25 protein-coding genes and 1 pseudogene are annotated in these 25,776 nt (G+C 67.3%); 12 read left to right on the top strand and 14 right to left on the bottom strand.

The genetic code is table 11. The features are described 5' to 3' along the window. Positions 1 to 85 precede the first annotated feature (85 nt). Genes AB0H61_RS02410 through AB0H61_RS02390 form a run of 5 tightly spaced genes read right to left on the bottom strand, consistent with a single transcriptional unit; the run spans position 86 to position 5,558 of the window. Entirely contained in the window at positions 86 to 1,231 is a 1,146-nt protein-coding gene (locus AB0H61_RS02410; protein WP_357298218.1) for an alpha/beta fold hydrolase, read from the bottom strand. 19 nt (positions 1,232 to 1,250) lie between these two features. Next, positions 1,251 to 1,703, bottom strand: a complete 453-nt coding sequence (locus tag AB0H61_RS02405) for a MaoC family dehydratase (RefSeq protein ID WP_357298216.1) — start codon at positions 1,701 to 1,703, stop codon at positions 1,251 to 1,253. Beyond that, positions 1,700 to 3,184 carry a long-chain fatty acid--CoA ligase gene (locus AB0H61_RS02400; protein ID WP_357298215.1) on the bottom strand — a complete coding sequence of 495 codons (1,485 nt, stop codon included), beginning with the start codon at positions 3,182 to 3,184 and terminating at the stop codon, positions 1,700 to 1,702. The genes AB0H61_RS02405 and AB0H61_RS02400 overlap by 4 nt, the downstream gene beginning before the upstream one ends. 8 nt (positions 3,185 to 3,192) lie before the next feature. Beyond that, entirely contained in the window at positions 3,193 to 4,389 is a 1,197-nt protein-coding gene (gene pcaF, locus AB0H61_RS02395) for a 3-oxoadipyl-CoA thiolase (protein WP_357298212.1), read from the bottom strand. A gap of 11 nt (positions 4,390 to 4,400) precedes the next feature. Beyond that, positions 4,401 to 5,558, bottom strand: coding sequence for an acyl-CoA dehydrogenase family protein (locus AB0H61_RS02390; RefSeq protein ID WP_357298209.1), 1,158 nt, complete (start codon positions 5,556 to 5,558; stop codon positions 4,401 to 4,403). Positions 5,559 to 5,856: 298 nt separating this feature from the next. Between AB0H61_RS02390 and AB0H61_RS02385 the strand changes: the two genes are divergently transcribed. After that, the gene (locus AB0H61_RS02385) at positions 5,857 to 6,534 is read left to right on the top strand and encodes a TetR family transcriptional regulator (protein WP_357298207.1); all 678 of its coding nucleotides are present in this window, start codon (positions 5,857 to 5,859) and stop codon (positions 6,532 to 6,534) included. Positions 6,535 to 6,683: 149 nt separating this feature from the next. Beyond that, positions 6,684 to 7,493, top strand: coding sequence for a hypothetical protein (locus AB0H61_RS02380; protein ID WP_357298205.1), 810 nt, complete (start codon positions 6,684 to 6,686; stop codon positions 7,491 to 7,493). Between the two features lie 146 nt (positions 7,494 to 7,639). Here AB0H61_RS02380 and AB0H61_RS02375 read toward each other — a convergent pair whose 3' ends face one another. Further along, the gene (locus tag AB0H61_RS02375) at positions 7,640 to 8,317 is read right to left on the bottom strand and encodes a phosphodiesterase (protein ID WP_357298203.1); all 678 of its coding nucleotides are present in this window, start codon (positions 8,315 to 8,317) and stop codon (positions 7,640 to 7,642) included. A 228-nt stretch (positions 8,318 to 8,545) separates the two neighbouring features. Further along, a pseudogene (locus AB0H61_RS02370) lies at positions 8,546 to 8,692 on the bottom strand (CDGSH iron-sulfur domain-containing protein); the annotation flags it as partial. A 291-nt stretch (positions 8,693 to 8,983) separates the two neighbouring features. Between AB0H61_RS02370 and def the strand changes: the two are divergent. The 4 genes from def (at position 8,984) to AB0H61_RS02350 (ending at position 13,321) form a co-directional block, all read left to right on the top strand. Next, positions 8,984 to 9,547 (top strand): peptide deformylase, encoded by a 564-nt coding sequence (gene def, locus AB0H61_RS02365; protein ID WP_357298200.1) that lies wholly within the window; start codon positions 8,984 to 8,986, stop codon positions 9,545 to 9,547. Further along, positions 9,547 to 10,467 (top strand): methionyl-tRNA formyltransferase, encoded by a 921-nt coding sequence (fmt, locus tag AB0H61_RS02360; RefSeq protein ID WP_357298198.1) that lies wholly within the window; start codon positions 9,547 to 9,549, stop codon positions 10,465 to 10,467. Before def ends, fmt begins: the two co-directional genes overlap by 1 nt. A gap of 938 nt (positions 10,468 to 11,405) precedes the next feature. Further along, positions 11,406 to 12,809 (top strand): transcription antitermination factor NusB, encoded by a 1,404-nt coding sequence (locus tag AB0H61_RS02355; RefSeq protein ID WP_357298195.1) that lies wholly within the window; start codon positions 11,406 to 11,408, stop codon positions 12,807 to 12,809. 161 nt (positions 12,810 to 12,970) lie between these two features. After that, on the top strand, positions 12,971 to 13,321 hold the full coding sequence (locus AB0H61_RS02350) for an MmcQ/YjbR family DNA-binding protein (RefSeq protein WP_357298193.1): 351 nt from the start codon (positions 12,971 to 12,973) through the stop codon (positions 13,319 to 13,321). Positions 13,322 to 13,339: 18 nt separating this feature from the next. On the opposite strand, the gene AB0H61_RS02345 is transcribed toward AB0H61_RS02350, so the two are convergent. Then, positions 13,340 to 14,215, bottom strand: coding sequence for an RNA polymerase sigma factor SigF (locus AB0H61_RS02345; protein WP_357298191.1), 876 nt, complete (start codon positions 14,213 to 14,215; stop codon positions 13,340 to 13,342). Further along, positions 14,215 to 14,637: an anti-sigma factor gene (locus AB0H61_RS02340; protein ID WP_357298189.1), complete on the bottom strand. Its 423-nt coding sequence runs from the start codon at positions 14,635 to 14,637 to the stop codon at positions 14,215 to 14,217. Before AB0H61_RS02340 ends, AB0H61_RS02345 begins: the two co-directional genes overlap by 1 nt. A gap of 125 nt (positions 14,638 to 14,762) precedes the next feature. Here AB0H61_RS02340 and rpe point away from each other — a divergent pair, with 125 nt between their 5' ends. Then, complete coding sequence (gene rpe, locus AB0H61_RS02335; RefSeq protein ID WP_357299816.1) at positions 14,763 to 15,416, top strand: ribulose-phosphate 3-epimerase; 654 nt, start codon at positions 14,763 to 14,765, stop codon at positions 15,414 to 15,416. A gap of 16 nt (positions 15,417 to 15,432) precedes the next feature. Here the strand turns inward: rpe and AB0H61_RS02330 are convergent, their stop codons facing one another. Continuing rightward, complete coding sequence (locus AB0H61_RS02330; protein WP_357298186.1) at positions 15,433 to 15,903, bottom strand: hypothetical protein; 471 nt, start codon at positions 15,901 to 15,903, stop codon at positions 15,433 to 15,435. 592 nt (positions 15,904 to 16,495) lie between these two features. Between AB0H61_RS02330 and AB0H61_RS02325 the strand changes: the two genes are divergently transcribed. From AB0H61_RS02325 to AB0H61_RS02305, 5 genes are all read left to right on the top strand, one after another. Continuing rightward, positions 16,496 to 17,116: a riboflavin synthase gene (locus AB0H61_RS02325; RefSeq protein WP_357298184.1), complete on the top strand. Its 621-nt coding sequence runs from the start codon at positions 16,496 to 16,498 to the stop codon at positions 17,114 to 17,116. Between the two features lie 88 nt (positions 17,117 to 17,204). Beyond that, a complete protein-coding gene (locus tag AB0H61_RS02320; RefSeq protein WP_357298182.1) occupies positions 17,205 to 18,449 on the top strand; it encodes a bifunctional 3,4-dihydroxy-2-butanone-4-phosphate synthase/GTP cyclohydrolase II in 1,245 nt (414 codons plus the stop codon). A 31-nt stretch (positions 18,450 to 18,480) separates the two neighbouring features. Further along, positions 18,481 to 18,960 carry a 6,7-dimethyl-8-ribityllumazine synthase gene (gene ribH, locus AB0H61_RS02315; protein ID WP_357298180.1) on the top strand — a complete coding sequence of 160 codons (480 nt, stop codon included), beginning with the start codon at positions 18,481 to 18,483 and terminating at the stop codon, positions 18,958 to 18,960. Between the two features lie 2 nt (positions 18,961 to 18,962). Then, positions 18,963 to 19,535 (top strand): PH domain-containing protein, encoded by a 573-nt coding sequence (locus AB0H61_RS02310; RefSeq protein WP_357298177.1) that lies wholly within the window; start codon positions 18,963 to 18,965, stop codon positions 19,533 to 19,535. Positions 19,536 to 19,725: 190 nt separating this feature from the next. Next, positions 19,726 to 22,617 carry a BTAD domain-containing putative transcriptional regulator gene (locus tag AB0H61_RS02305; RefSeq protein WP_357298175.1) on the top strand — a complete coding sequence of 964 codons (2,892 nt, stop codon included), beginning with the start codon at positions 19,726 to 19,728 and terminating at the stop codon, positions 22,615 to 22,617. Here AB0H61_RS02305 and AB0H61_RS02300 read toward each other — a convergent pair. Genes AB0H61_RS02300 through AB0H61_RS02285 form a run of 4 tightly spaced genes read right to left on the bottom strand, consistent with a single transcriptional unit; the run spans position 22,535 to position 25,756 of the window. Beyond that, the gene (locus AB0H61_RS02300) at positions 22,535 to 23,077 is read right to left on the bottom strand and encodes a phage tail protein (RefSeq protein WP_357298172.1); all 543 of its coding nucleotides are present in this window, start codon (positions 23,075 to 23,077) and stop codon (positions 22,535 to 22,537) included. The genes AB0H61_RS02305 and AB0H61_RS02300 overlap by 83 nt on opposite strands. Further along, positions 23,074 to 25,050 carry a putative baseplate assembly protein gene (locus tag AB0H61_RS02295; protein ID WP_357298170.1) on the bottom strand — a complete coding sequence of 659 codons (1,977 nt, stop codon included), beginning with the start codon at positions 25,048 to 25,050 and terminating at the stop codon, positions 23,074 to 23,076. Before AB0H61_RS02295 ends, AB0H61_RS02300 begins: the two co-directional genes overlap by 4 nt. Continuing rightward, entirely contained in the window at positions 25,047 to 25,475 is a 429-nt protein-coding gene (locus AB0H61_RS02290; RefSeq protein ID WP_357298168.1) for a GPW/gp25 family protein, read from the bottom strand. Before AB0H61_RS02290 ends, AB0H61_RS02295 begins: the two co-directional genes overlap by 4 nt. A gap of 5 nt (positions 25,476 to 25,480) precedes the next feature. After that, the gene (locus AB0H61_RS02285) at positions 25,481 to 25,756 is read right to left on the bottom strand and encodes a PAAR domain-containing protein (RefSeq protein WP_357298166.1); all 276 of its coding nucleotides are present in this window, start codon (positions 25,754 to 25,756) and stop codon (positions 25,481 to 25,483) included. Positions 25,757 to 25,776 lie beyond the last annotated feature (20 nt).

Genomic DNA, 25,776 nt, shown 5'->3' with positions numbered 1-25,776 from the left:
GACGGTAAGCCGAACTAGTGGTGGAGGAGCAAGGCGGTCGGCCCGGAGGTCGACCGCCTTGCGCACTCTGGAGACCCCTCCGGTGTCAGATCTGGCCGCCGCCGCCGATCATCCAGGGGTTGAATGTGCATTCCAGACCTTGGTTCGCATCACCATCGAGAGCCCGCAGGGTGATGGACGCGGCCCGCGGCGAGTACATCAACGTCAAGTGGTCGGACATGTCCTGCGCGCAGTCGTCTTGCAGTGTGATGTTGCGGACCGTCGCGTCCGGACCGGGCTGTAGGAAGGTCCATTCGTAGGGATTGGAGATCTCGTCGTGCCGGGTGCCGATCGCGGTGTAGTCGATGCCGGGAACCGTGTCACCGTGCTCGTTGAGTTTCGCGTAGAACTCCGAGCCCACTACCTGCTGGACATTGGCTCGGCCGATGATCGGATCGTAGAAGCCGAGGATATTGATGCCGAGGTTGTTGATCAGCCGCCCCAGGGTCGCCATGCCGAGCAGCGACGTACCATGGTTGGTCGCGCCGAGGGTGACGACCTTGCCGACTTTGTCCGCGCCGCCTTCGAATTTGAGGTACTGACTCGTCACCGGTCCACCCTGCGAGTGCGCGACGATATCGACCTTGTCCACCCCGGTGGTGGTACGTACGTGATCGACGAATTCGGCGAGTTGCCGTGCGGAATCCTCCATCGGACCGACCCCGAAACGTCCGGGCAGGATCGGGCCGAGGCCGCCTCCGTCCAGTACCCCGGCGCGACCGAAGTTGAAAGCGAATACGCAGTACCCGGCGCGCGCGAGTCGTGGTGACAGGAATGCGAACGTGTCATAGGTGTTGAGCCAGGTGCCGTGGACGAGCACGACAGGCTTCGGATGTGCGGCGGTCGGCGTGCAGTCCGGTTTATTGGCTCCCGGCGGGGCGGCATCCGGATGTGTCAGCCCATAGGCGAAGGCCGCGAGGTATGCGGACACTTCGGGGCCCTCGCCGACCACCCGCGAGGCGTAGCTGCGGGATGCGGATCCCGTGCTACTACCCGTATCGACAACAGCTTTCGGCTGCCTGCCGTCGGCTGTGGGCAGGAGACCGGCGTTGATGGAGTCGACCAATTGCTGTTCGGTGGACGGGGTTTGCGGCTCCGCGTGCACGACACCGCCGCTGAGGTTGATTGCCAGTGTGGCGATGCCGCTGATAACGGCCACTCCGAGCACACCGGGTCCAGCTCTGAATTTCATTGCTACCTTTCTTCTCTGATCAGGTCAGATAGCGCACCAGGTTTTCGGCGACGCACGCCGGACGCTCGGCACCCTCGAGTTCGACGATGACGGTGCGTTCGGCCTGGACGCCGCCGGGCACGTCGGAAATGGAGGTCAGTGTCACGGTTCCGCGAATGCGGCTACCGACGGGAACCGGAGCGATGAATCGGACCTTGTTCAGTCCGTAGTTGATTCCCATTCGCGCGCTGCGCACCGTCATCACCCGTTGGGTGATGGGCACCAGCAGCGACAGGGTGAGAAAGCCGTGCGCGATGGTGCGCCCGTAAGGGCCTCGGGCCGCTCGTTCGGTATCGACGTGGATCCACTGGTGGTCATCGGTCGCGGCGGCGAACCCGTCGACTCGCTGCTGGTCGATGGTGATCCAGTCGCTGGTGCCGATCTCGGTGCCTACCGCCGCTCGCAGCGCGTCGAAGTCGGGGAATTCCCTCATGCGAACTGCTTTCGGAGGTCTTTCTTCAGGACTTTGTGACTGGGTCCGAGCGGAAGTTCCGAGACGAACTCGACTCGCCGTGGATATTTGTGCTTGGCCAGATGCTCTCGCCCGTAGGCGATCACCTCGGCGGCGGTCAGCGGTTGCGCGGCCACGACGACGGCGCAGATCTCCTCGCCATAGGTCGGATCGGTGACGCCGATGACCGCTACCCGGGCGATGCCCGGATGCCGCATCAGCACCTCCTCGACCTCGCTCGGATACACGTTGAACCCGCCGCGGATGATCACATCCTTGATCCGGTCCACGATCGTGAGATAGCCCTCGGCATCCTTCACACCGAGATCGCCGGTCCGGAACCAGCCGTCCACGACGACCTCGGCGGTGGCCTCGGGGCGGCCGATGTAACCGCTGAACAGATTGTGACCGCGAATGACCACCTCGCCCGATGAGCCGGTGGGCACCAAGACGATTCGATCGGCGATATCCGGGTCGGCGATCTCCACGTCGACACCCCAGACGGGATGTCCGACCGTGCCCGCCCTCGGACCGAGCACCGGCTGATTCACCGCCGATGTCGGAGAAGTCTCCGACAGCCCGTACCCCTCGAGGATCCGCGCGCCGAACAGCTCCTCGAATGCCTCCAGTACGGGCTGCGGCAGCGCCGCCGCGCCCGAGACGCACAACCTCAGGTTCGGCAGGGTTTCCGCATGGCGTGCGGCGTCGATCAGCCCGAGATACATGGTCGGCACACCGTGGAAGGTATTGACGCCCTCGGCGACCATCAGCCGGATCGCCTCGGCGGCCTCGAATCGAGGCTGTAGCACCAGGGTCGCGCCGGCGCGCCAGGTCGAGTTCATCGACACCGTCTGACCGAAGACGTGGAACAACGGCAGTGCGCCCAAGGCGATATCGTCGCGGTGTACCTCATTGGCGTCGAAGGCGTTGACCGTCGCATTCATCACCATATTGAGATGGCTGAGCTCGGCGCCTTTCGGTCGTCCGGTGGTCCCACTGGTGTAGAACACGACCGCCGGATCCTGCGGTTGCCGGGAGATGAAGGTGGGGATCGGTTGCGCGGTAAGCGAATTCGTGTCGTAGAAGTCGATGCCCGCGCCTGCCGCGGCGGCCCGCCCCACCTCGGCGAACCGCTCGTGGCACAGCAGCAGCCGAGACTCGGTGTCACGCAAGACATATTCGGCCTCGGGGGCGGTCAGCAGCAGATGTACGGGGACCACCACCGCACCGGCGGCCAGAATCGCGTAGTAGGCGCGTGGGAATTCGATCGTATTCGGCCCCATGAGCGCGACGCGGTCGCCCGGCCGCACACCCAGTTCGATCAAGGCCGCGGCCTGCGCCCGTGACTGCTCCCACAACTGGGCGAAGGTGATCCGCTGCGTGCCCTCGATCAGGGCGATGTGGTCGGGGCGCCGGCGGGCTTGTTCGGCGAGGATGCTCGCCAGGGACAGAGACGCATTCACGAGGGTTCCTAACGTTCGATCGAGACGGCGATGCCCTGGCCGACGCCGATACACATGGTGGCGATCGCGCGGTGGGCTCCGCGTTCGGCGAGTTCGAGTGCGGCGGTGAGGGCCAGGCGGGCGCCGCTGGCGCCCAGAGGATGACCGAGGGCGATGGCCCCGCCATTGGGGTTGACATGTTCGGCGTTGTCCGGCAGGCCGAGCTGACGCAGCACCGCGAGTGATTGCGCTGCGAAGGCTTCGTTGATTTCCAGGACGTCGATCTCGCCGATGCGCCGTCCCATTCGAGCGAGCAACATGCCGGTTGCGGGGGCCGGGCCGATACCCATCACACGCGGCGGCACCCCGGCGGCGACCGCGGCCCCGATGCGGGCCAGCGGTGTGAGGCCGTAGCGTTCGACGGCTTGTTCGGACGCGACGAGAACCGCTGCCGCGCCGTCGTTGACCCCGGAGGAATTGCCCGCGGTAATGGTGCCACCGGCGACCACCGGCCGAAGTCCCGCCAATGCCTCGAGTGACGTCGATCGTGGATGTTCGTCCGCTGCCACGACTACCGCATCGCCCTTGCGCTGGGACACGGTGATCGGAGCGATCTCCCGCGCCAGCCGACCGGTGCGCTGGGCGACGGCGGCTCGTTGCTGTGACCGTACGGCAAACCCGTCCTGGTCGGCGCGGTCGATGCCGTATTCCTCGGCCACGATCTGCGCGGTTTCCGGCATCGAATCGGTGCCGTATTTCTCGCGCATCCGCGGATTGACGAATCGCCAGCCTATCGTGGTGTCGAATATTTCGTTCGAACGCGACCATGCCGCATCGGCTTTCGCCATGACGAACGGTGCCCGGCTCATACTCTCCACACCGCCCGCGACGATCAGATCGGCATCACCGGCCCGGATGGCGCGGGCGGCGCCCGCGATCGCGTCCAGTCCCGATCCGCACAGCCGGTTCACGGTGCTACCCGGTACGTCGACCGGCAGCCCGGCCAGCAGTGCCGCCATGCGTGCGATATTGCGGTTGTCCTCGCCTGCCTGATTCGCGCAACCGAGGATCACGTCGTCGACAGCACCCCAGTCGACCGTCGGAAGTCGCTGTACCAGTTCGCCGATGACGTGCGCGGCGAGATCGTCCGGCCGCACCGTGGCGAGCGCTCCGCCATAGCGGCCGAACGGCGTCCGCACTCCGGCAACGAGATATGCCGTGGTCATCCGCGCCACCCCTACAGGCCCATGTCCTTGGCGATGATCATCTTCATTACCTCGCTGGTGCCGCCGTAGATGCGATTGACGCGGCTATCGGCGTACAGGCGCGCGATCGGGTACTCGTTGATGTATCCGTAGCCGCCGTGCAGTTGCAGACACCTGTCGATGACACTGGAGGCGGTTTCGGTGCAGAACAGCTTCGCCGACGCCGCATCCGCCGCTGACAGTTCGCCGCGGTCGTGTGCTTCCAGGGCGCGATCGACGACCGCCTCGGCGGCGTCGACCTGCGACCGGCAGGTCGCCAGCTCGAATTTGGTGTTCTGGAAGCTCGCGACGGACTTGCCGAAGACGGCCCGGTCCCGGGTGTACTGTTCGGCGAATCGCACGGCCGCCTTGGCTTGGGCGTAGGCGCCCGCCGCGATGCTCAGCCGTTCCTGCGGCAGGTTCTGTCCGAGATAGGAAAAACCTTCGTGCGCATCGCCGAGCCGGTCCTGTACCGGAACCCGCACATCGGTGAAGGTCAGCTCGGCAGTGTCGGAGACCCTCAGACCCAACTTGTCGAGTTTGCGGCCCACCTGATAGCCGGGCGACGTCGTATCCACGACCAGCAGCGAGATGCCGTAGCGGCGGTCGTCGTCGCGAGGTGGTGCGGTGCGAGCACAAACGATGACCCGGTCGGCATGGACACCGCCGGTGATGAAGGTTTTCGCGCCGTTGAGCACATAGTGCGAACCATCGTCGGCGAGTTTCGCGGTGGTACGCATTCCGGCCAGATCGGAACCCGTTCCCGGTTCGGTCATGGCGATGGCGAACATGGTCTCGCCGCTCACGAAGCCGGGCAGCCAACGCTGCTTCTGTTCGTGGGTCGCATAGGTCTGTAGATACGGAAGGCACAGCGCGACATGCACACTGGAGCCGCCGAAGGAAACCCCCGCCCGGGCGAGTTCCTCGGTGATCACCGCCTGGAATTTGAAGGATTCGATACCCGCCCCGCCGTATTCGGTGGGTACCTCGATGCCGAAGACGCCGAGTTCGCCGAGTTTGTAGTAGAGGTCGCGGGGCACGATGCCCGCCTCGTACCACTTGTCGTAATCGGGTACGACCTCGGATTCGATGAACGCCCGGATCGTGTCACGGAATGCCTCGTGATCGGCGTCGAAAACGGTTCTGCGCATGAAACTTTCCTTATCGGTGCTGGATCGGAGCCGACGTCCGCCGTCGGCGTGGATGGTTCGGCCGGTGCTGAACGAGGCGCTGCCGGGGAGCTGCGCAGCCGCCCGCACGCACCGGATCGCGCAGGTCGCGAGGGGCGTCGCCCCGTTCGAAATCCATCCCTTCCGCTCCTTAACCAAACGGCGTTAGGTTTACGACAGGCGACGGTATCCTAACGGTGTTCGGTTTACAAGGCTCCGGGTGCGCCGGTGGTAGGTTTGACCGACGCCGCGGGCGGGATCCGGATCGAGGAGGTGTGGAGTGGGTAGGCCACGGGTGCCGCTGCTGAGCCGTGAGCGCATCCGGGAGTCGGCACTGGCGCTGATCGACCGGGAAGGTCTGTCGGAGCTGACGATGCGGAAGCTGGCGACCGAGCTGGGTGTGCAGGCGGCCTCGTTGTACGGGCACTATCCGACCAAGGACGATCTGCTCGACGAGATCGCGCACGTGATCATGAGCCAGGTGGATGCCTCCGCCTTCGAAAGCGAGGACTGGCGACCCGCGCTCGTCTCGTGGGCGCGGTCTTTCCGGGCCGCCCTCGCCGCGCACCCGAATTTCGTGCCGTACCTGGCTACTTCTGGACCGGGTCGCCGCGACGAGGCACTTCGCGCCGCCAATGCTGTGCACGGCGGGCTGGTCCGCGCGGGCTGGCCGCCGCGCTACGCCACGATGATCGGCGCCTCCGCCCGATTCCTGGTGCTCGGGTCGACAGTCGGATCGTTCTCCCGGGGATTCATCGAGGACGCGAAGGTATACCGGGACCGGTACCCGAATCTGGAGCAGGCGCATCTGCTGCCCGGCAAGGCCGACGAAATCGACTCCGACAGTTTCGAGTTGGCGTTGACCGCATGCCTCGACGGTCTGGAACGGCAGTTCGCCGCCATCGAAAAGCGAAAGACGTCCGGCCGGGCGCGCACGGCTCGCCCGCCATCCTCCTGACCGGCACCCTGCCACCAGGCCCTCGCCCGGCCGCCGACGCTGAAATCGACAGCCGAAATTCCTCGGGCGGTGTCCTTGTAGAGGGATGTCTCACTTGGGACGAAGCCACGGGAAGGTTCGATCCGGAGCGGTCCGATGTCGCCCTGCCGGTGCTGACTCGGCCGGGGGTCCTCACTACCGGACCGTTCTACGTCGATGTCAGCGAGGATGCGCCGTGGGATCCCGCCGCGCCGATGTTCCGGGAGAAGGCCACCGACCTGGCCGCCCCGATCCACGGTAAACCCAAGTACGAGCTGGCCAGTGAGGATCTGCGGGAGCAACGTCGCTTCCGGCGGATGCGACGCGCCGCCATTGCCGGACTGGTCCTGCTGACCGTGCTCGCACTGCTTTTGGCCACGCACGCTTTCCAGCAAGGCCAAATAGCGATACTTCGACAACACGAGGCGGTACGTCAACGTAACGAGGCGCTAGCTCTCGTTCTGGCGTCAGCTTCCCGCGATGTCGCAGCCAGCAATGGCGCTCTTGCTGTTGCTCTGGCCGCGGAGAGCACTCGGGTGACACCGGCTCCGCTGTGGCAGGCGTCTGGCGCGTTGGTAGATGCCCGCTTGGCGTTCGGCCGAAGGCCTGCGCAGCAAGTTCGTACCCCGCTCACCGGCCACACCGACGCGGTTCTGGGAGTGGCGTTCAGCCCGGACGGTACCCGGCTGGCCTCCGCCAGCCGGGACAAGACCGTGCGGTTGTGGGATCCGGCCACGGGTGAGCCGGTCGGTGACCCGCTCACCGGTCACACCGACGTGGTGATCGATGTGGCGTTCAGCCCGGACGGTACCTGCCTGGCCTCCCGGGTTTGCTATCGATCGTGTGCGGAATGCCAGCACCGGTCATTACGCCCACCCAACCACAGCCACGGGAAGAGCAAAGCCACGATGATCGACCCGATGCCCTGCATATTTCAGTAGACGCCTCGGGGTCAGAGATGTACACCCCTGTTTATCGGAGTGGGAGATCGACGGTGTTGCGGCGGTATTCGATCCGCCGAATTACCCCTTATTTGCAGCCGAATTCGACCGAATCCGATGCGGCACAGCTTATGTGGTCGGGCTGCTCAGGTTACTTCGCCACGGCCACGCCTGCTGCCGAGGTAGGACATTTCACGGATCTTGCTGAGTGCCGCAGGCATGAGGACGACACCCTCGGGATGGTTGAGCATAGGGTCGAAGAAGTCGGTTCGGTAATCGGCAGTGTCCGCTCGATGCAGTGTCAGTTCACCGATCTTGTCCTGCCCTCCGTCTGTCCCTCTGGCGGTCAGTTCGAAGGTGATCTGGTGATCGTGTAGGTGCCGGATCATCGCCTTGAGCGACGCTGTATCTGGCTGGCTCGCATCAGGCTCGGCGAACACCCAGGTCAGGCCGGAGTCCCCGAGGCGGTACGGCAGCAGCGCGCCGTACCGAGCGCTGTCCCACCCCCGTGCCACGGTGATCACGAACCTGCCGATGAAACCCGTGCCCGTGGTCGTAAGCGTGAAGTCCCACGGTTGGTTGTTTCGATCGAGCACTCGGAAGGCGAGCCCGAGTACATCCGGCACCCCGGCTGGGGTTCCGGTTGCTTTGGACAGCCGGGCGATGACGGCCCGCTCACCCGCGCCGAACAGCGACTCGTATCGCGTCTCGGCGTGTAATCGGCCGGACAGCCGGATTCCCACGGGATATAGGACTCGTGCGTGCCGAACCCTTGCGGCAACATCGAACGCGCTCTTCACGAATGCGGAAGGCAGATTAGTCATGGTTGATCCCTCTGGTAACTACAGCTGACGTTCCGTGCGCAGGCACGGATATCGGATATGTCTACGGTTGACGCCATTCGTTGCTGATCAGCTGGCCTGATTGCGGACCCATGAGCAGTATTCCACCGTCGACAACATAGGAAGCGCCTGCAACAGAGCCCGCCGCGGGCGTTGCGGAAAAGGGCAACGACGTCTCGCGTGCGGTTGAGGGTCTTGCCGAGCGGATCGGCTGGTATCGCATAGCGCGAAGAGCTTCGATCGGCGACACAGACACAGGGCCACGGTGAATCGGTCGCACCGTATGGTGCGACCGTCCGCGGTCACCAGCTCCACCGGGCCTTCGACCAGTGCCGGACCGTCCGCGGTGTAGGTAATGCGCCGCGGTTCACCATGGGATGCGGTCACTGCGAATCACCACCAGATCCTCGTGTCGTTGGTCCGCCGCGATGTGCCGTTCGGCAAGTGAACAGCAGAGACAAACCAGGGTCGCTGACCAGGTCGTTTCCGGGCGGCCGGGCGGAGGTGTCGACACCCCGCCCGGACCGCATTCGATTTCTACCAGCATTGTGCCCCGGTATCGGGGACATCCGGGTGATCGGCGTCGCTCTCTAGAATGAGACGACCTCTTTCCGAGATGACCCTGTTCAACCGCTTCCGGGAGCTGCCGTGACCATTCAGCCCGTTCGCCTGTTCGGCGATCCGATCCTGCGTGCCCGTGCGGCCGAGGTCACCGAATTCGATCGTGAGCTGCGTCAGCTGGTCACCGACCTGATCGACACCATGCACGACGACGGCGGGGTCGGGATGGCGGCGCCGCAGATCGGGGTGGGGCTGCGGGTCTTCGTCTACGACACCGGTGACGCGGCGGGGCACCTGGTGAACCCGGCCTACGAGGTGGTCGGCGACGAGGAACAGGTCGGGCCCGAGGGCTGCCTGTCGATTCCCGGCCTGCGCTACGACACGCGGCGGGCCCTGCGGGTGCGGGCCTCGGGGTTCGATATGACCGGCGCTCCGGTGGAGTTCGAGGCCGAAGGGCTGCTGTCCCGGTGCGTCCAGCACGAATACGACCACTTGGACGGGGTGTTGTTCATCGACCGGCTGGATCCGGCGTCCCGCAAGGAGGCCAAGCGCACCATTCGCGAGTCCGATTGGTTCACCGCGGGCGTCACGGTGCGCAGTTCACGCGCCCTGGGCGCGGGCCAGGCCGGACCGTTCGGACGGGGTCGCTGATGCGCATCGTCTTCGCGGGTACGCCCGAGCCCGCGGTGCCCTCGCTGCGGCGCCTGCTCGAATCGCGCCACGAGGTGGTCGCCGTGGTGACCCGGCCCGACGCCGTCGCCGGCCGCGGTCGCAAGGTGACCCGTTCGCCCGTCGGCAGGCTCGCCGACGAATCGGGTATTCCGGTGCTGACGCCGCGTCGCCCGTCCGATCCCGAATTCATCGCGCAGCTCACCGAATTGGCGCCCGACTGCTGCCCGGTGGTCGCCTACGGCGCGCTGCTGCCGCAGCCGGTACTCGACATTCCCCGCTTCGGGTGGATCAACCTGCACTTTTCGCTGCTGCCCGCCTGGCGCGGCGCGGCGCCGGTGCAGGCCGCGATCGACGCGGGCGACGAGATCACCGGCGCCTCCACCTTCCAGATCGAGGCGGGCCTGGACACCGGGCCGGTCTTCGGGGTCGTGACCGAGAAGGTCGCGGTGACCGATACCGCGGGCACACTGCTCGACCGGCTCGCCGGAACCGGCGCCCACCTGTTGGAAACCACCCTGGACGGGGTGGAGAACGGAACGCTGCAGGCGATCCCGCAGTCCACCGAGGGGGTCTCCTACGCACCCAAGGTGGTCGCCGAGGACGGGCATATCCGGTGGGATCAGCCCGCACTGGCCATCAGCAGGCGCATCCGGGCCGTCACCCCGGCGCCTGGCGCGTGGACCGAGATCGGCGGTATCCGCCTCAAGGTCGGCCCGGTCGCGATGGTCGAGGAAGTGCTGCCCGAACGCGCCATCGAAGTGCGCAAGTCCGGCGTCTTCGTCGGCACCGCGACCACCGCGGTCCGCTTGGACCAGGTTCAGCCGCAAGGTAAGCGGATGATGGCGGCGCTGGACTGGGCGCGCGGCGCCCGCTTGCAGCCAGGAACGGTGGTCGAATGAGTCGGCGCCCCGATAGCCGGGACCACGCCGCGGGCGATCGTCGCAACGGCCCGCGGGGGACCGGTGCGCGACGGTTCGAAACATCCGATCGGGGTACCGAGTCCGGGTCGGCGACGAGCGGTGGTTCGTCGCGCGGCAAGGCCGGTGCCCGCTCGGTCGACGGCGGCTGGCTTGCTCGTACGCAGTCCGCGAAACGGTCTGCGCAGCAGGAGAACTCGCGCGATGGCTCGACCCCGGCGACACGGAAGGCGGCAGGCGAGCGATTCGGCGCGCCACGCCCGTGGCGCGACAACGATCTCCGCGGCGATGCGCCCCGGACCCGACCAGAGCGGTGGAATATGACAACACAGCGCAAGTCAGGGGCATCGGGGGACGATTCGGGAGAGCGCCGCACCGGCGCACGGAGTGATTCCGCCTCGGGTCGGGGAGCGAGGCCGGGCACCGGCCGGCAGGACGGACCGTCGCGTCAGGGTCCGCGTGCGCAGGGTGCTTCGGTGCAGCGGCGCGGCGGCTCGGCGCGAAATGACTCGGGCAGCGGCGCCCGACGCGGCGATTCGGCACCACGACAGGGCGGGGCGTCGCGAGACGAGTCGAACCGTTGGGGCGGAACGTCCCGGGATCACGGGTCGGCATCCGGTGACTCGGCCCGGCGGGGCGCCGGGTCGGGATGGCAGCGGGATGCCGCCGCCGGATCGCGTGGTGGCCGGGATCGCGAGGATCGGGGCCCGAGTGGCGGTGCCGGTCGATCGCAGGGTGGTAGTGCGTCGGGCGGTGAGCGGCGTCCGGTACGTGGGCAGGGGGATGCGGCGGCGAAGTCCGGTGCGCGGCAGCGTGGTCGAGATGATGCGCGGGCGGGTCGGGCCGGGTCCGGCGATTCCGGGCCCCGCTCGGCCGGTCGTGGACAGGCCGGTCAGGGATCGGGCGGACGTGGTTCGTCGATGAAGGGCAGCTCGTCGGCGAAAGGCGGTGCGCGACAGCAGGATCGTGAGCGGAAGGGGCGCGCTGGGTCGGGGTCGGGCGATCCGGTGCGATCGGTCGCGCGCGATGTGCTGCGGGCGGTGCGGGAACGCGACGCCTACGCGAATCTGGTGCTGCCCACCCTGCTTCGGGAGCGCGGGCTCTCCGGGCGGGATGCGGCGCTGGCGACCGAACTCGCCTACGGCGCCAGTCGTTCACTCGGCTTGCTCGACGCGGTGATCGCGGACGGGGCGGGACGGCCGGTCGCGGAGATCGACGGTCCCCTGCTGGACGTGTTGCGGCTCGGGGTGTACCAACTGCTGCGCACCCGGATCGGGGCGCATGCGGCGGTGGATACCTCGGTGGATCTGGCGCGCACCGAATTCGGTGCGGGCAAGGCCGGTTTCGTGAATGCGGTACTGCGCAGGGCCGGGGAGAAGACGGTCGACGAATGGGTGGACAAGCTGGCCCCGTCCGATCCGGTCGGGCGACTGGCGTTCGAATTCGCGCATCCGGTGTGGATCGCGCAAGCCTTCGCGGATGCGCTCGGCGCGCGAGCCGGTGAACTACATGATCTGCTCGCGGCCGACGACGCCCGGCCCGCCGTCCATCTCGTGGCGCGTCCCGGCGAGATCACCGCGGAAGAGCTGGCGCTGCTCACCGGTGGCGAGGAGGGTCGCTGGTCACCGTATGCGGTGTACCTCGAGGGTGGTGACCCCGGAAAGCTGGACCCGGTGCGCGAGGGCTTGGCCACCGTGCAGGACGAGGGCAGTCAGCTCGTCGCACTGTCACTCACCCGAGCACCGCTGGAAGGCCCGGACCAGGGCCGCTGGCTGGATCTGTGCGCCGGCCCCGGCGGCAAGGCGGCCCTGCTCGGCGCACTCGCCGCGATCGATCAATTCCACGTCGACGCCGTCGAACCCGCCGAGCACCGTGCCGAACTGGTCCGCAAGGCCACCCGCGACCTCCCGGTCGAGGTGCACGTGGTGGATGGCAGGGATAGTGGACTGACGCCCGGCTACGACCGAATCCTGGTGGACGCGCCCTGCACCGGCTTGGGCGCGCTGCGCCGCAGACCGGAGGCCCGCTGGCGCCGCACCCCCGCCGACGTCCGCGACCTGGTCGTGCTTCAACGCGAATTGCTCAGCGCCGCATGGGATCTGCTGCGCCCCGGTGGTGTCGTGATCTACTCGACCTGCTCGCCGCACCTCCCGGAAACGGTGTCGATCGTCGCCGATTTCGTCCGCCGGACCGGAGCCGTCCAACTCGACACCCGCGACCTGCTCCCCGGCGTCACCGATATCGGTGACGGGCCCGGCGCCCAACTCTGGCCCCATCGCCACGGCACCGACGCGATGTTCATGGCCGCCCTGCGCAAACCCTGAGCCGGTCGGGCCGCCGCACGCTCTCGTCCAGGCGTTCCCGGAGGGGTCGTCGGCGGCCCGGACGCATCGCCGAAGCCGAACTGTCGGCACCGGCACCCCGACGGGGAATCCGATTCCATTCGTCCAAGCCCGCCGCGGTCCCGACCGGGCAGACTCGGCATATGACTATTACCTGGCAGCAGGTGGTCGCGCTGGCGACCGAGCTCCCCGAGGTCGCCGAGTCCACCTGGTGGCGCAGCCCGGCGTTGAAGGTCGGCGGCAAGGGTTTCGCGCGGTTACGCGACGAGGCCGAGGGCGGCCTGGCGCTACTGTGCGAGACCGAGGAGAAAATGGCGCTGCTCGCCTCGGGCGATCCCGCGTTCTACACCACCGCGCACTACGACGGATACCCGTACATCCTCATCGATCTGGACCGGGTGGCACCGGACCAACTGCGCGAATTGCTCGACGCGGCCTGGTGGCTCGCCGCCCCCGCGAGGGTGCGTAAGCAGCGCGAACAGCAATCCCGCTGAACCGCACCGGGTCCCGGCTCAGTCGCGCTGCGACAATTCCCGCAGCCGGGCCAGCGTCTTCGCGAGAATGCGCGAGACGTGCATCTGGGAGATGCCCATCTGCTGCGCGATCTGGGTCTGCGTCATGGACTCGAAGAATCGCATGGTGAGGATGCGCCGTTCCCGTTCCGGCAGCCCGGCCAGGAGGGGCCGGATCGCGACGTATTCCTCGACCCGGTCGAATTGCGACTCCTCCTCGCCGAGGGTGTCCAGCAGTGAGGCCTCGGTATCGCGGCCGAGTGAGGCGGCGTCGATCGAGCTGGGCTGATACGCATTACCCGCGATGACGGCCTGGGTCACTTCGTCCGGGTCGACCTCGAGTTCGGCGGCGATTTCCTTGGCCGTCGGCGATCGGCCCAGCGTCTGGGAGAGTGAATCGATGGCGGCGCCGATGCGCAGGTGAGTCTCCTTGACACGCCGCGGGACTCGCATGGCCCAGGTGTTGTCGCGGAAATACCGGCGCACCTCGCCCATGATGGTCGGCACCGCGAAGGACAGGAAGTTGGAGCCGCGGCTCACATCGAACCGATCGACCGCGTGCACCAGCCCCACCCGGGCGACCTGGGTGAGATCGTCGAAGGGCTCACCGCGTCCGCTGAACTTGCGGGCGATGTGGTCCGCGAGCGGAATGCAGCGGCTGATCAGTTCGGCGCGCAACGCGTTGTGTGCGGCGCTGCCGGGTTTGCTGTCGGCGAGCTGCTCGAATAGGGCGCCGACATCGTCGTAGCCCGTGGCCGCACTGGCCTCCTCGACGGCCTCGGCGTCCTCCGCCTCGTCGGTGGTCTCGGTCTCGGCCTTCTGCTCCCGCTCGGCATCCTCGGATTCCGGTTGGAACACGGTCTCTTCGTCCGCCACTACGCCTTCCCCCGGACCCGACGGAACTCGACCGTCGTCGGATATCCGGAAGCCGCTGAATCATAGGGTGCCTGTGTCGCCTCGATAGCGTCGGTGAGGGTGCGCAGTACATGCCACCCGAAGCTGCGCTGGTCCGGTAACCCTTCGATTGCCGCAATGCCGCTGACGTGTACGTGCAGCTCGCTCTCGCCGATGCTGAACCGGCAGTGCAGGCTGGTCCCCGCTGCCGAGATCGCGATCAGCGTCGAGCACACCTCGTCCACCGCCAGCCGGATGTCGGCCACCTCGTCCAGGGTGAAATCGCTGAGTAGGACGAGAGTTTCGGCGAGCCCGCGCACGATGGGCAGCTGTGTGACCGATGCGGCCACCCGAATCTCCACCGGGGTGCTGTAGAGCCCCTGTTCCGCCGAAATATTGATCACTCTGTGAAGGCTACCCATTCGCGGGCGTGGGCAATCAGTGTTTGTGGCCACGCGCCTGTGTATCGGGGCACATCCGGTCCTCGGTACACTCCCGCGATGTGACGTTCTATCGCCCGGCCGAGCCGATGATCGCCCCCTCCATCCTGTCCGCTGATTTCGCGCATCTCGCGGACGAGGCCCGGGCGGTATCCGGTGCCGACTGGCTGCATGTCGATGTGATGGATGCGCACTTCGTGCCGAATCTGACGCTCGGCCTCCCGGTGGTGCAGAGTCTGTTGAAGGCCACCGATATTCCGCTCGACTGCCACCTGATGATCGAGGATCCGGCTCGTTGGGCGCCGCCCTATGCCGAGGCGGGCGCGTACAACGTGACCTTCCACGCCGAGGCGACCGACGATCCGGTCGCGGTGGCTCGCGATATCCGGGCGGCCGGGGCGAAGGCGGGCCTGTCGGTCAAGCCGAATACGCCCATCGAGCCGTATCTGGAAATCCTGCGGGACTTCGACACGCTGCTGGTGATGAGCGTGGAGCCCGGTTTCGGTGGCCAGTCGTTCATCCCGCATGTGCTGGAGAAGGCACGGGTTGTGCGCAATCTGGTGGACGCGGGGGAGCTACGCCTGATCGTGGAGATCGACGGCGGCATCAACGCCGACACCATCGAGCAGGCCGCCGAGGCGGGGATCGACTGTTTCGTCGCCGGATCCGCGGTCTACAACACGGCCGACCCCGGGGTCACCGTCGAGGACTTGCGTCGCTCGGCTGCCGCGCATCGCGGTTGAGTTCGGTCGAATTCGGTTACAGCGCGCGGGGTTCGAGCTTTCCGAGGGCGCGAGTCGCCTCGATCACCGCGTTGAGCGGTGGCAGCGTCGTCGCGTTCTCCGGCGGTTGGATCCAGGTGCGATAGCCGGTGCGTTCATCGTCCGGTGACGGCAGCACGACCTGGCTGCCGGTGCACGCCACGGTCGCGTACAGCCGGAACAGTTCGGCCGAGATGGCCGTGCTCAGGGTGTCGGGCCGTGCCGGTCCGGTAATGAAGGTCCAGCGTCTGGCCCGAGGATGATGAACGACCGGCGCGGCGATTTGCGCCTGGGTGAGCCGTTGTTGTACCCGTTCGCCGAGTTCGGCGGGCATCGTTATAGCGCCGTAATGGGTACCGATATGGAGGAGGATGCGACGCGACGTCGGATCGATCGAGGCCGGCATATGGAATTCGCGTCGGTACTGGACGCAGCGAACTTCCAGTGTCGAATCGACAAGTGCGGTCACGCAGCACCCCCAGCTGTATCGAACTTGATTTGACCCACTGTGCTGTTCTGACTTCCTCGAGTGGTGGATTTCCCTGGGTCGAACTCCTGGGGCGTGCCCGGCCCCGGGTCGGAGAGTTCCGCACTGAACTGCTCGGATCAGAAGTTGAACGATAGGAATCAGCTACGTAACAATATTGCGTCCGCTCCGGCTGCTGCGCAAGCAATTGGTATATCCGTGTTCCGGATGGGTACTACCAGGGGTTCCATGTTGGTCGCCGCGAGTGAAATTCACCTGCGCGGTATCGAAAATATGGTTGAACAATTATCGCCGGAAGGTAAACGGCGAAAATTCTTCATGTCCGCATGGAATTTCTAGCTGAATCGGTATCGGGCGTTTGTCGAGCCGCCGGTTTCCCGCGCTGTGGTCCGCTTCGGGCTCGCATTGCCGAGCGGCGGTTTCGACCGACCGCTGGACGGAACCGCCGTGGTCACCTACGACTCGGCGTCGTTACGCTGGTGGGGGGGCACCGAGCGCCGCACCCGCCGGGAATAGCGGGCGGGGTGTCAACTGTTCCGCAACCGTACGTACGACGCGACAGGGAGAGTCAGGCATGTTCACAGGCATCGTCGAGGAGCTGGGCGAGATCGTCGCCACCGAACGGTTGGCCGACGCCGCCCGCCTGACGATCAGGGGCAAGCTGGTGACCTCCGATGCCGGACACGGCGATTCGATCGCGGTGAACGGGGTCTGCTTGACCGTCGTCGACGTGCTCGACGGCGCCTTCACCGTCGACGTGATGCAGGAGACGCTCAACCGTTCCAGCATCGGCGGCCTCGACATCGGCTCTCGGGTGAACCTGGAACGCGCCGCAGCGCTCAACAGCCGCCTCGGTGGGCATCTGGTGCAGGGCCACGTCGACGGCACCGGCACCGTACTCTCGCGCACCCCTTCGGAGAACTGGGAGGTGGTGCGGATCTCGCTGCCCGAGACCATTGCCCGCTACGTGGTCGAGAAGGGCTCCATCACCGTCGACGGAATCTCGCTGACCGTCTCCGGACTCGGCCTCGCGGACGACCCCGCGGCGGACGGCAATCGGGACTGGTTCGAGGTTTCGCTGATCCCGACCACATTGTCGATGACCAATCTGGGCACCGCCGTGGTCGGCACCAAGGTCAACCTCGAAGTAGACGTCATCGCCAAGTACGTCGAGCGGTTGCAACAGCGCGGCTGACCCGCCGGGCGCCGGGTGCGCCGCCGGGGGCGCACGGCCTAGGCCTTACTGTAGTGAGGCACCTATTTCGAGATGGAGCACAACAGACGTGACCAGGTTCGACACCATCGAGCGCGCAGTCGCCGACATCGCCGCCGGTAAGGCTGTCGTCGTCGTCGACGACGAGGACCGCGAGAACGAGGGCGACCTCATCTTCGCGGCCGAGAAGGCCACCCCCGAGCTGGTGGCATTCATGATTCGCTACACCTCCGGTTACATCTGTGTGCCACTGACCGGCGACGACTGCGATCGCCTCGGTCTGCCACCGATGTACGCCCAGAATCAGGACAAGCACGGCACCGCCTACACCGTGTCGGTCGACGCCCGCGAAGGCATCACCACCGGCATCTCGGGCGCGGACCGGGCCACCACTATGCGCCTGCTCGCCGATCCGAACGCCAAGGCCGACGATCTGACCCGCCCGGGCCACGTGGTCCCGTTGCGCGCGAAGGACGGTGGCGTGCTGCGCCGCCCCGGCCACACCGAGGCCGCGGTCGACCTGTCCCGAATGGCGGGTCTGCGCCCGGCGGGGGTGATCTGCGAGATCGTCAGCCAGAAGGATGAGGGCCATATGGCCCGCACCGAGGAACTGCGTATCTTCGCCGACGAGCACGACCTGGCGCTGATCTCCATCGCGGATATGATCGCCTGGCGGCGCAAGCACGAAAAGCAGGTCGTCCGTGTCGCCGAGGCCCGGATCCCCACCGCGCACGGCGAGTTCATGGCCGTCGGCTATCAGAGCATCTACGACGAGGTCGAACACGTCGCACTGGTGCGCGGCGATATCACCGACGGCGAGGACGTACTGGTGCGGGTGCACTCGGAATGCCTGACCGGCGATGTGTTCGGCTCGCTGCGCTGCGACTGCGGCCCGCAGCTGGACGCCGCGCTGGAAATGGTGGCGAACGAGGGCCGCGGCGTCGTGCTGTACATGCGCGGGCACGAAGGTCGCGGCATCGGCCTGATGCATAAGCTCCAGGCCTACCAGCTGCAGGATTCCGGTCACGACACCGTCGACGCGAATCTCGAGCTCGGGCTGCCCGCCGACGCGCGCGATTACGGCACCGGCGCCCAGATCCTGGTCGATCTCGGCATCCGCTCGATGCGGTTGCTCACCAACAACCCGGCCAAGCGGGTCGGTCTGGACGGCTACGGCCTGCGCATTACCGAGCGGGTGCCGATGCCGTTGCGCGCCAACGCCGAGAACCTCCGGTACCTGCGGACCAAGCGGGACCGGATGGGCCACGACCTGATCGGGCTGGACGAGCTCGATCTCGGCGAGACCGCACAGTAATGCTGACCGTGGACCGAAAGGGCGGAAACCGATGAGCGGCACCGGCGTACCCAGCTTCGAGCTGTCGGATGCCAAGGACCTCAAGCTCGGCATCGTGGCCTCGCGCTGGCACACGAAGATCTGCGACACCCTGGTGGCGAATGCCGAGCGGGTGGCCAAGGAGGCCGGGGTCGAGAATGTCACCGTCGTGCGCTGCGCGGGTGCGATGGAGCTGCCCGTGGTCGCGCAGGAGCTGGCCCGCACCCATGATGCCGTGGTCGCGCTCGGCGTGGTGATCCGCGGCGGCACACCGCATTTCGAATATGTCTGCGACGCGGTGACCGCCGGGCTGACCCGGGTTTCACTGGACGCTGCGACGCCCGTGGCCAACGGCGTGCTGACCACCAATACCGAGGAGCAGGCGCTGGACCGCGCCGGACTGCCCGGATCCGCCGAGGACAAGGGCGAGCAGGCCTGCGCGGCGGCATTGGATGCCGCATTGACCCTGCGAGCACTGCGACAGTCCCCTTAGCGATGAGCGCATCGGGTAGCGGTTCGATGAAGCGCGGGTTGCCTATCGTCCGTATCTGGCGAAGGGACGTCCCGCAAGGTGGAACCGGTACCTCACCGGATTCCGGTGCGGGCGAGCCGGAGTGGGAACTGGAGGTGCGGCCGCGCCGCGCGGTCAGGACCGCCTGGATCGTCGCGGCCGTACTCGTCATCACCTTCACGATCGGCGGGATCTGGCTGCGCTCCGGCTCGACCGGCGTGAACTTCCGGGTCGCGGACCAGGTCGCGATGATCGGTATCGGTGTGCTCGGCGCGGCCGCCGTGCTCACCCTGACCCGGCCCCGGTTGCGGGTCGGCGCGCGTGGTGTCTCCGTACGGAACATCCTCGGCGACAACGAATTCGCCTGGAAGAACATTCGCGGGGTTTCCTTCCCGGACCGAAAGTCCTGGGCGCGTCTGGAACTCGCCGACGACGATTACGTGCCGCTGCTCGCGATCCGCTCCAACGACAAGCAGTATGCCGCTCGAGCCATGGATCGATTCCGCGAACTCGGCGCGAAGTACACGGCCGCCGACCCTGATTCGAAGCAGGACTGAAGTCAGCGCACCCGAAGCCCTTTCCGTACCCCTACCCGATGCTGCGCGCACATTAGTCGGCCGACCGGTTTGCTAGCGAGTACCTCGACCGTTCGTAATTACCGAAATTGGGTAGTCGAGTACCTATCTGCATCGCGCCCATCGATCGGACAATCAAGAAGTCTGTACGCGGGGATGGGAGGAGACGCGGATGTCGATGTCCGGCTCCTCGCCTGTCCCGAACTCGGGCAGTCCGGGTCTTGCGCGGGCCCGGCTGCTGCGGCGGGTGTCCGAAGCCGATATCGCCGTCGTCATCGCGCCCGCGGGCTCCGGGAAGACGCATCTGTTGCAACAGCACGCCACGGACTACGGGGACGGCGTCGCCTGGTATCGGGCCGATCCGGACGATATCGACGCCACCCGGTTCATGAGACGACTGGAAGGGGTCGCGGCGGCGGCACCGCGCACCCTGATCGTGGACGATTTCCACTTCGTCGTCGGTGGGCCCGCCGAGTCGGCCTTCGAACGGTTCGCACTGCCTGGGCCGACCGGCGGGCCGGACCGGCCGCGGATCGTGCTCGGCACGCGGGTGCGTCCCACCATGAATCTGATGCGCGCCGAAATCGGGCGGGTGGCCCTGCTCTCCGGTGACGATCTGCGCTTCCGCTGCTGGGAGGTCGAGGAACTCTTCGCCGTCGTCTACGGTCGTCCACTGTCGCCCGACGATGCGGCGGCGCTGTCGCGCCACACCGACGGCTGGGCGGCCGGACTGCATCTGTTCCACCTCGGCACCCAGTCGCTAGGGGCCGGTGGGCGGCGTGCGGCAATCCACGCCCTCAGCGGGCGGTCCCGATATTTGCAGGGCTACCTGGCCAAGACGGTGCTCGGCGAATTGCCGCCCGAGCTGTGTGAGTTCCTGCGCCGTACCTATGTTTTCGAGACGGTGACGGCGTCGCGCTGCGACCGGCTGCTCGGTCGCACCGATTCGGCGGTACTGCTGGCCGAACTGGAGAGACGTCAGGCGCTGACGAGTTCCGACGACGACGGGCACAGCTACCGCTATCACGAGGTGCTGCGCCAGCATCTCGCGTCCGCACTGCGCACGGAGCTGGGCGCGGTCGCGGCGGCGCGCTGGTGCGAGCGGGCAGCGGCACAGCTCGAGGCGGAGCAGGCGCATGCGGAGGCGGCCCGGTTGTACGCGCGCGCGGAACGCTGGGGCGAGGTTACCAGGCTGCTGCGCAGCCACGGCGCGCGGGTGGTCGGCGACCCCCAGAGTTCGGTGTGGTGCGAGGGGCTGCCCACCACGGTGGTCGATCAGGATCCGTGGCTGTCCGTCGCCACCGCCCGGCGCGCGGTGGCGGCGGGCGATCCGCGGCGCGGATCCCAGCACTACCGGCATGCCGAGCAGCTGTTCACCGAACCGGACCACCGGGATTCGGTCGCCAGGGAGCGGCGGCTCGTCGATATCTGGCTCGATGCCCCGCCCCGGCCCGAACTCCACTGGCTGGATCGGCTGCGGGCCATGACGATGCGCCGTCCGCTGGACTATGTCGAGGTCGATATCGGCGGTGCCGGAGACTATTTCGTGCGCACCTGTGCGCTGTTGCTGGCCGGCCGGATACGCGACGCCAACCATCCGACCCGATGGCCGGTCGGGGCACCGCCGTCTCCGCTACTCGATCTCTGGGAGCAGTTCGCCGGGGTGCTCGCGGCCCTGGTGTGCGGGGAGGATGTGGGCACCCGGATCGAGCATCTGGCCTGCGATGCGGAGCAGGCGGGAGTGGGCATCCTGGTGCGGCAATGCCGCGCGCTGACGATGCTCGGCACCGTATGCGGCCCCACCGAGGTCGTCGGCGAATCCGACGCGATCGGCGACCGGTGGGGCGCCACCTTCGCGGCCGGGGTCGCGGCATTGCAAGCGTTGCTCGCGGGCGAGCGATCGGCGCCGCTCTGGCGGTCGGTTGTCGAACGGTGCGTCGCACTGCGCGCCGACACCCTCGAGGCGTGGGCGCTGGCTTTCGCGGCGCTCGCGGCGCTGGCCGATGCCGATGCCGGTGCCGACTCCCTGCCCGCCCCGGCGGAAGCCTTCGCCCGGAAGGTAGGTGTGCCGGGAGCTCGCGTCATCGCATTGCTGGCCGGTGCGGGCCGATCCGACTCAGCGGCGGCGGGGCGGCTCGCCGCGGCCCGCGCGCTCGCGGCCGAGATCGGCATGCCATTGCCGCAGCCACTGGTCGACCGGGTTTGCGGTGCGGAACCGTCGGCGACGACGGTGGTTATGGAGATCCCGTCCGGCGACGCCGAATTGCGGGTGCGCTGCCTCGGCGCGTTCTCGGTAGCGGTCGACGGTGCCGCGCTGGACTGGCGCACGCTGCGGCCGCGGGCGGGCATGACCCTGCGGTATCTGTCGATGCGAGCTGGTCGCTGGGTGCACCGGGACGATCTGGTCGCCGCGCTGTGGCCGGATCTGTCGACGGCCCAGGCGCGGCAGAATCTGCAGGTGACGGTGTCGTCGGTGCGGCGATTCCTGCAACCCGGAATCGAACGGGGCAAGTCGACCCTGCTGGTGCGGCAGGGCGAAACGTACTCGATCGTACTGGCCGGCGACAGCGTGGCCGATGTGGTGACCTTCGGCGCCGCGGTCGAGGCGGCCCGGGTCGCCCTGCAGGCCGGGGACGAGGACGGCGTGTATCGGGCCGTCACCGATGCTCTCGCCGAATATCGCGGCGATCTGCTGCCATCGGACGGCCCCGCGGAATGGGTGGTGGCCGAACGGGATCGGCTCCGGATACAGGCGGCGCTGGCCGCGACGACATTGGCCGAACTCGAGTTGCGACGGGGTAACGCCGTCTCCGCGATCGAGGCGCTGCAACGCGGCCTGACGCTCGACCCGTACCTGGATCGCGCATGGCGGCTGCTGATCTCGGCGTATCAGCGGGTCGGTGACCTGGCCGCGGCCGAACACACCCGGCGCGACTACGCGGGCATGCTGCGGGACCTGGGGGTACAACCCGAGCAGCCGGTCACCGTTGCGCCTGGACCAGTTCGAACGGAACGTGGGCCGGGCACATCGCCTCGACCGCGCGCGCGATCCGCGACCGGGTGACCTCATCCCAGCGGTCGGCCGGAACCCGCACCGTCAGTTGCGGGTTCGGATTTCCCGGGGGTGGGGTATCGGGAGTGCGTGACCAGCGTGCGGCGCCGCTTTCGATGACCTCGACCTCGCAGCCGCAGACCCGCCGGATATGTTCGCGCAGCGCGGCGACACCGCCTCGGCGCGCGTGCAACCCCACGGCGGCCGCGACCACCGCGCGCAGCCGCGGCAACGGCCACTGCTCGTCGGTCTCGGCGTCGACCCAACCCGCCAGCCAGCTGAGGAAATCCGCCGGTGCCAGTGCCGGATCGATGTAGGCGTCGAGCGCGTCCAGGGTCAGGAATACCGGGGCCAGGATCTCGTCCATTCCCGCGGTCCAGCGCTGGACGAACGGGTCATCCAGGTAGATGCCCGGCAGCAATTCGCCGAGCGGATGCGCCGACGGCAGGCCGGGGACGGTGCCTCTGGTCATGACGTGACCTTGATCTGATGTTCGAACGAGTACACCAAACCGTTGGGCGGCACGGTAATTCGTTGTGCCGCTTCGCCGCGCGTGCCATTGATCGGATCGGCCGGGAACAGAATCAGGTCATCGATCTGCTCGACACCGTCGACGCCCTGTAGTACTGCGAACAACTCACCCGCCTGCACCGGCCTGCCGAACGGCCACCCGGCACCGCCCGGTCCGTCCGTCACCGGATGCAGGTAGCTGTTGAGCGCGTGGAGCGCGCGGGCGTGCACCCGAGACGGATCACTCGTCGAACGCGCCCGCACGGCGGCGACCACGGTCACGCCGCGATAGCGCGGCGGTTCGACGATCAGCCGGGAACCGATCATGCGCCGCTCGTCCAGGTAGCTCGTAATAGTGTGCAGCAGTTCGTCGGTCGGCTGCAGGCGTTCGAACGGCATCATCGCCGTGGCATCGCTGTCGATCTCGGGCACGATGAGGACCCGCACCACCGCGGCGTCGGGATCATTGCCGGTCAGGCAGTGGGCACGGGCCACTCGCGGTGACGCGGCCCGTGCGAGCAGTTCGTAATCCCTGGCGGTGACCGCGCGTTCGCGGGTGCGCAGCATCATCGGTGCGCGCAGCTTCGCATTCTCCACTGTTTCGCCGTCCACGCCGCCGGAGCCGGGGCGGCGATTCTCGATCCGGGCCACATAGGGCAGCGAAGTGCGCAGCGCCCGAACGGTACCGCGCGCCACATTGCCGCGTCGCCCGCCGCCGGTGCGGTACCTCGGCACCCGGATCGGCGCGCCCTTCGGCGGGACCGCGCCGTATCGGGTGATCGATCCATCCGGCTGCCGCACCGCCGGGCCGAAAGAGACGGTGCCGGAGCATGAATCGAGGGTGAAGTGCCGGTCGTCGGGATTGCTTTCACCGAAATGTTCGACCCGGGTCCAGATCTGCCAGCCGCTGCCGGCCGCGACCTCGACGACGACCTCCTCATCGGCCTCGCGGACGACCGGCCGTTGCTCGAGCATGAACTTCTGCGCCGGAACGCCTTCGGAGATTCCGATGATCTCGTCGCGGATGATTTCGGCGTAGCAGGCGTCGACGGTGCCTCCGATGGTGAAGGCGGAGGCGGCGAAGATCCGCGGTGCGGCGGTGTAGGGCGGCTGGCCCGGCTGCACGGGAATCACCCGGCAGCGCAACCATCCCGCGGTGCGTCGCTGAATCGGCGAGGCCGTATGCGTGGGCGGAATATGAAGCACGACGTCCCCGGGCCGGTTGAGTCCGCCGGTGTCGTCTCGTTCGAGTTCGCAGCCGACCCAGCGACGTCCATCCCAGGCCTCCCAGACCAGCGGCGGCTGGCGTGGATCGACGCCGATGCCCTCGACGCGGCAGTCGAACCGCAGCACCACCGCGCACGACGGCACCGGATTCGACAATCCGATATACATCGTGTCCTCGGGCCGCGGGGCCGGGGAGAAGCAGCCGAATACGGCACCCGTGTTCAGTTCGTCGGTGCGGTCGATCACCGACCGGCCCGCGGTGGCGGTCCCGATCGCGGCCAGCGAGCAGGGCACGATGGGCAGATCGGCGTTCGTCGCGAAGACGACGGGTTCGATGGCCTCGGTACGCCATTGATCGGTCCGATCGATCTCCGTGCGATCGGTGGCGGCCTGGGTGCCGGTCGAGACGAAGACCACCTCCTCACGCGGTGCGGACAGCCAGAAAGTGACCGGCACCGTGGCGGCGGTCGGCGGGAACAATTGGATACCGAGCAGTTCGAGGAATTTGAGATACAGCCGGTCCGGCACCCGATTGAGCCGGTAGAACAGCTGATCGACCACCATCGCATAGGTTTCGATGAGAGTGACACCGGGATCGGAGACGTTGTGGTCGCTCCACTCCGGACAGTGCTGTTGCACATAGCGTTTCGCGTCGTCGACCAGACCCTGGAAGGTGCGGTCGTCGAGGTTGGGCGCGGGTAGCGTCACGGCGCACCTCCTGGATCGTCGGAATCCGCGTGGGGCGGGATGACATAGAACGGGAAGACGAGATTGCGCGGGTCGTTGCGGCCGCGGATGCCGTACCGGACATCGATGTAGAGCGTGCCCGAATCGATATCGTCGAAGCGCACCTGCACGCTGTCGACCTCGATGCGCGGTTCCCACCGCTCCAGTGCGGCCCGCACCTCGTATATGATCTGCCCCGCGGTCGCGGCATCGGCCGGTGCGAAGGCGAATTCTTGGATGGCGCAGCCGAATTCGGGTCGCATCGGACGTTCTCCGGGTGCCGTGCCGAGGATCAGCCGGATGCTCTCCTTGATTTCCTGCTCTGCGCCTACCAGCGCGATCGCCCCGGTGTAATCGGTCCGCAGCGGAAAGAAGCTCCAGCCGGCACCGACGAATTGTTCGGCCATGACGCTCATCCTCCGATCAGCACGGTTGGGCAGCCGAGGATGATCGGCGCGCCGCAGGCCGACATATCGCCGACACGGGCGGCGGGCATGCCGCCGATCAGCACGGTCGGGCAGCCGGGTCCCGCGATGGCCGACGGCGGATGCCCCCCTGGGAACGAGCACACATGCGGCGTGCCCACGGTGGCCGCGGGCATGCCGCCGATCAGAACCGTGGGCACCCCGGGCGGTCCGATGACTCCCGGATGCGCGGTCGCATCCGCGACGCGAGCGGCGGGTGGCATATGCACCACTTCCCTTCTGC

The sequence above is a fragment of the Nocardia sp. NPDC050710 genome, assembly GCF_040654375.1.
Taxonomy (GTDB): domain Bacteria; phylum Actinomycetota; class Actinomycetes; order Mycobacteriales; family Mycobacteriaceae; genus Nocardia.
The sequence above is the reverse complement of the archived record's forward strand: the minus strand, read 5'-3'. Positions and strand labels throughout refer to the sequence as shown.

Excerpts from the sequence above, each read along its gene's own strand:
- AB0H61_RS02410 (WP_357298218.1), bottom strand. The coding sequence starts at position 1,231 with ATGAAATTCAGAGCTGGACCCGGTGTGCTCGGAGTGGCCGTTATCAGC.
- AB0H61_RS02405 (WP_357298216.1), bottom strand. The coding sequence starts at position 1,703 with ATGAGGGAATTCCCCGACTTCGACGCGCTGCGAGCGGCGGTAGGCACC.
- pcaF (WP_357298212.1), bottom strand. The coding sequence starts at position 4,389 with ATGACCACGGCATATCTCGTTGCCGGAGTGCGGACGCCGTTCGGCCGC.
- AB0H61_RS02390 (WP_357298209.1), bottom strand. The coding sequence starts at position 5,558 with ATGCGCAGAACCGTTTTCGACGCCGATCACGAGGCATTCCGTGACACG.
- AB0H61_RS02375 (WP_357298203.1), bottom strand. The coding sequence starts at position 8,317 with ATGACTAATCTGCCTTCCGCATTCGTGAAGAGCGCGTTCGATGTTGCC.
- fmt (WP_357298198.1), top strand. The coding sequence starts at position 9,547 with ATGCGCATCGTCTTCGCGGGTACGCCCGAGCCCGCGGTGCCCTCGCTG.
- AB0H61_RS02355 (WP_357298195.1), top strand. The coding sequence starts at position 11,406 with ATGAAGGGCAGCTCGTCGGCGAAAGGCGGTGCGCGACAGCAGGATCGT.
- AB0H61_RS02350 (WP_357298193.1), top strand. The coding sequence starts at position 12,971 with ATGACTATTACCTGGCAGCAGGTGGTCGCGCTGGCGACCGAGCTCCCC.
- rpe (WP_357299816.1), top strand. The coding sequence starts at position 14,763 with ATGATCGCCCCCTCCATCCTGTCCGCTGATTTCGCGCATCTCGCGGAC.
- AB0H61_RS02325 (WP_357298184.1), top strand. The coding sequence starts at position 16,496 with ATGTTCACAGGCATCGTCGAGGAGCTGGGCGAGATCGTCGCCACCGAA.
- ribH (WP_357298180.1), top strand. The coding sequence starts at position 18,481 with ATGAGCGGCACCGGCGTACCCAGCTTCGAGCTGTCGGATGCCAAGGAC.
- AB0H61_RS02310 (WP_357298177.1), top strand. The coding sequence starts at position 18,963 with ATGAGCGCATCGGGTAGCGGTTCGATGAAGCGCGGGTTGCCTATCGTC.
- AB0H61_RS02305 (WP_357298175.1), top strand. The coding sequence starts at position 19,726 with ATGTCGATGTCCGGCTCCTCGCCTGTCCCGAACTCGGGCAGTCCGGGT.
- AB0H61_RS02300 (WP_357298172.1), bottom strand. The coding sequence starts at position 23,077 with ATGACCAGAGGCACCGTCCCCGGCCTGCCGTCGGCGCATCCGCTCGGC.
- AB0H61_RS02290 (WP_357298168.1), bottom strand. The coding sequence starts at position 25,475 with ATGGCCGAACAATTCGTCGGTGCCGGCTGGAGCTTCTTTCCGCTGCGG.
- AB0H61_RS02285 (WP_357298166.1), bottom strand. The coding sequence starts at position 25,756 with ATGCCACCCGCCGCTCGCGTCGCGGATGCGACCGCGCATCCGGGAGTC.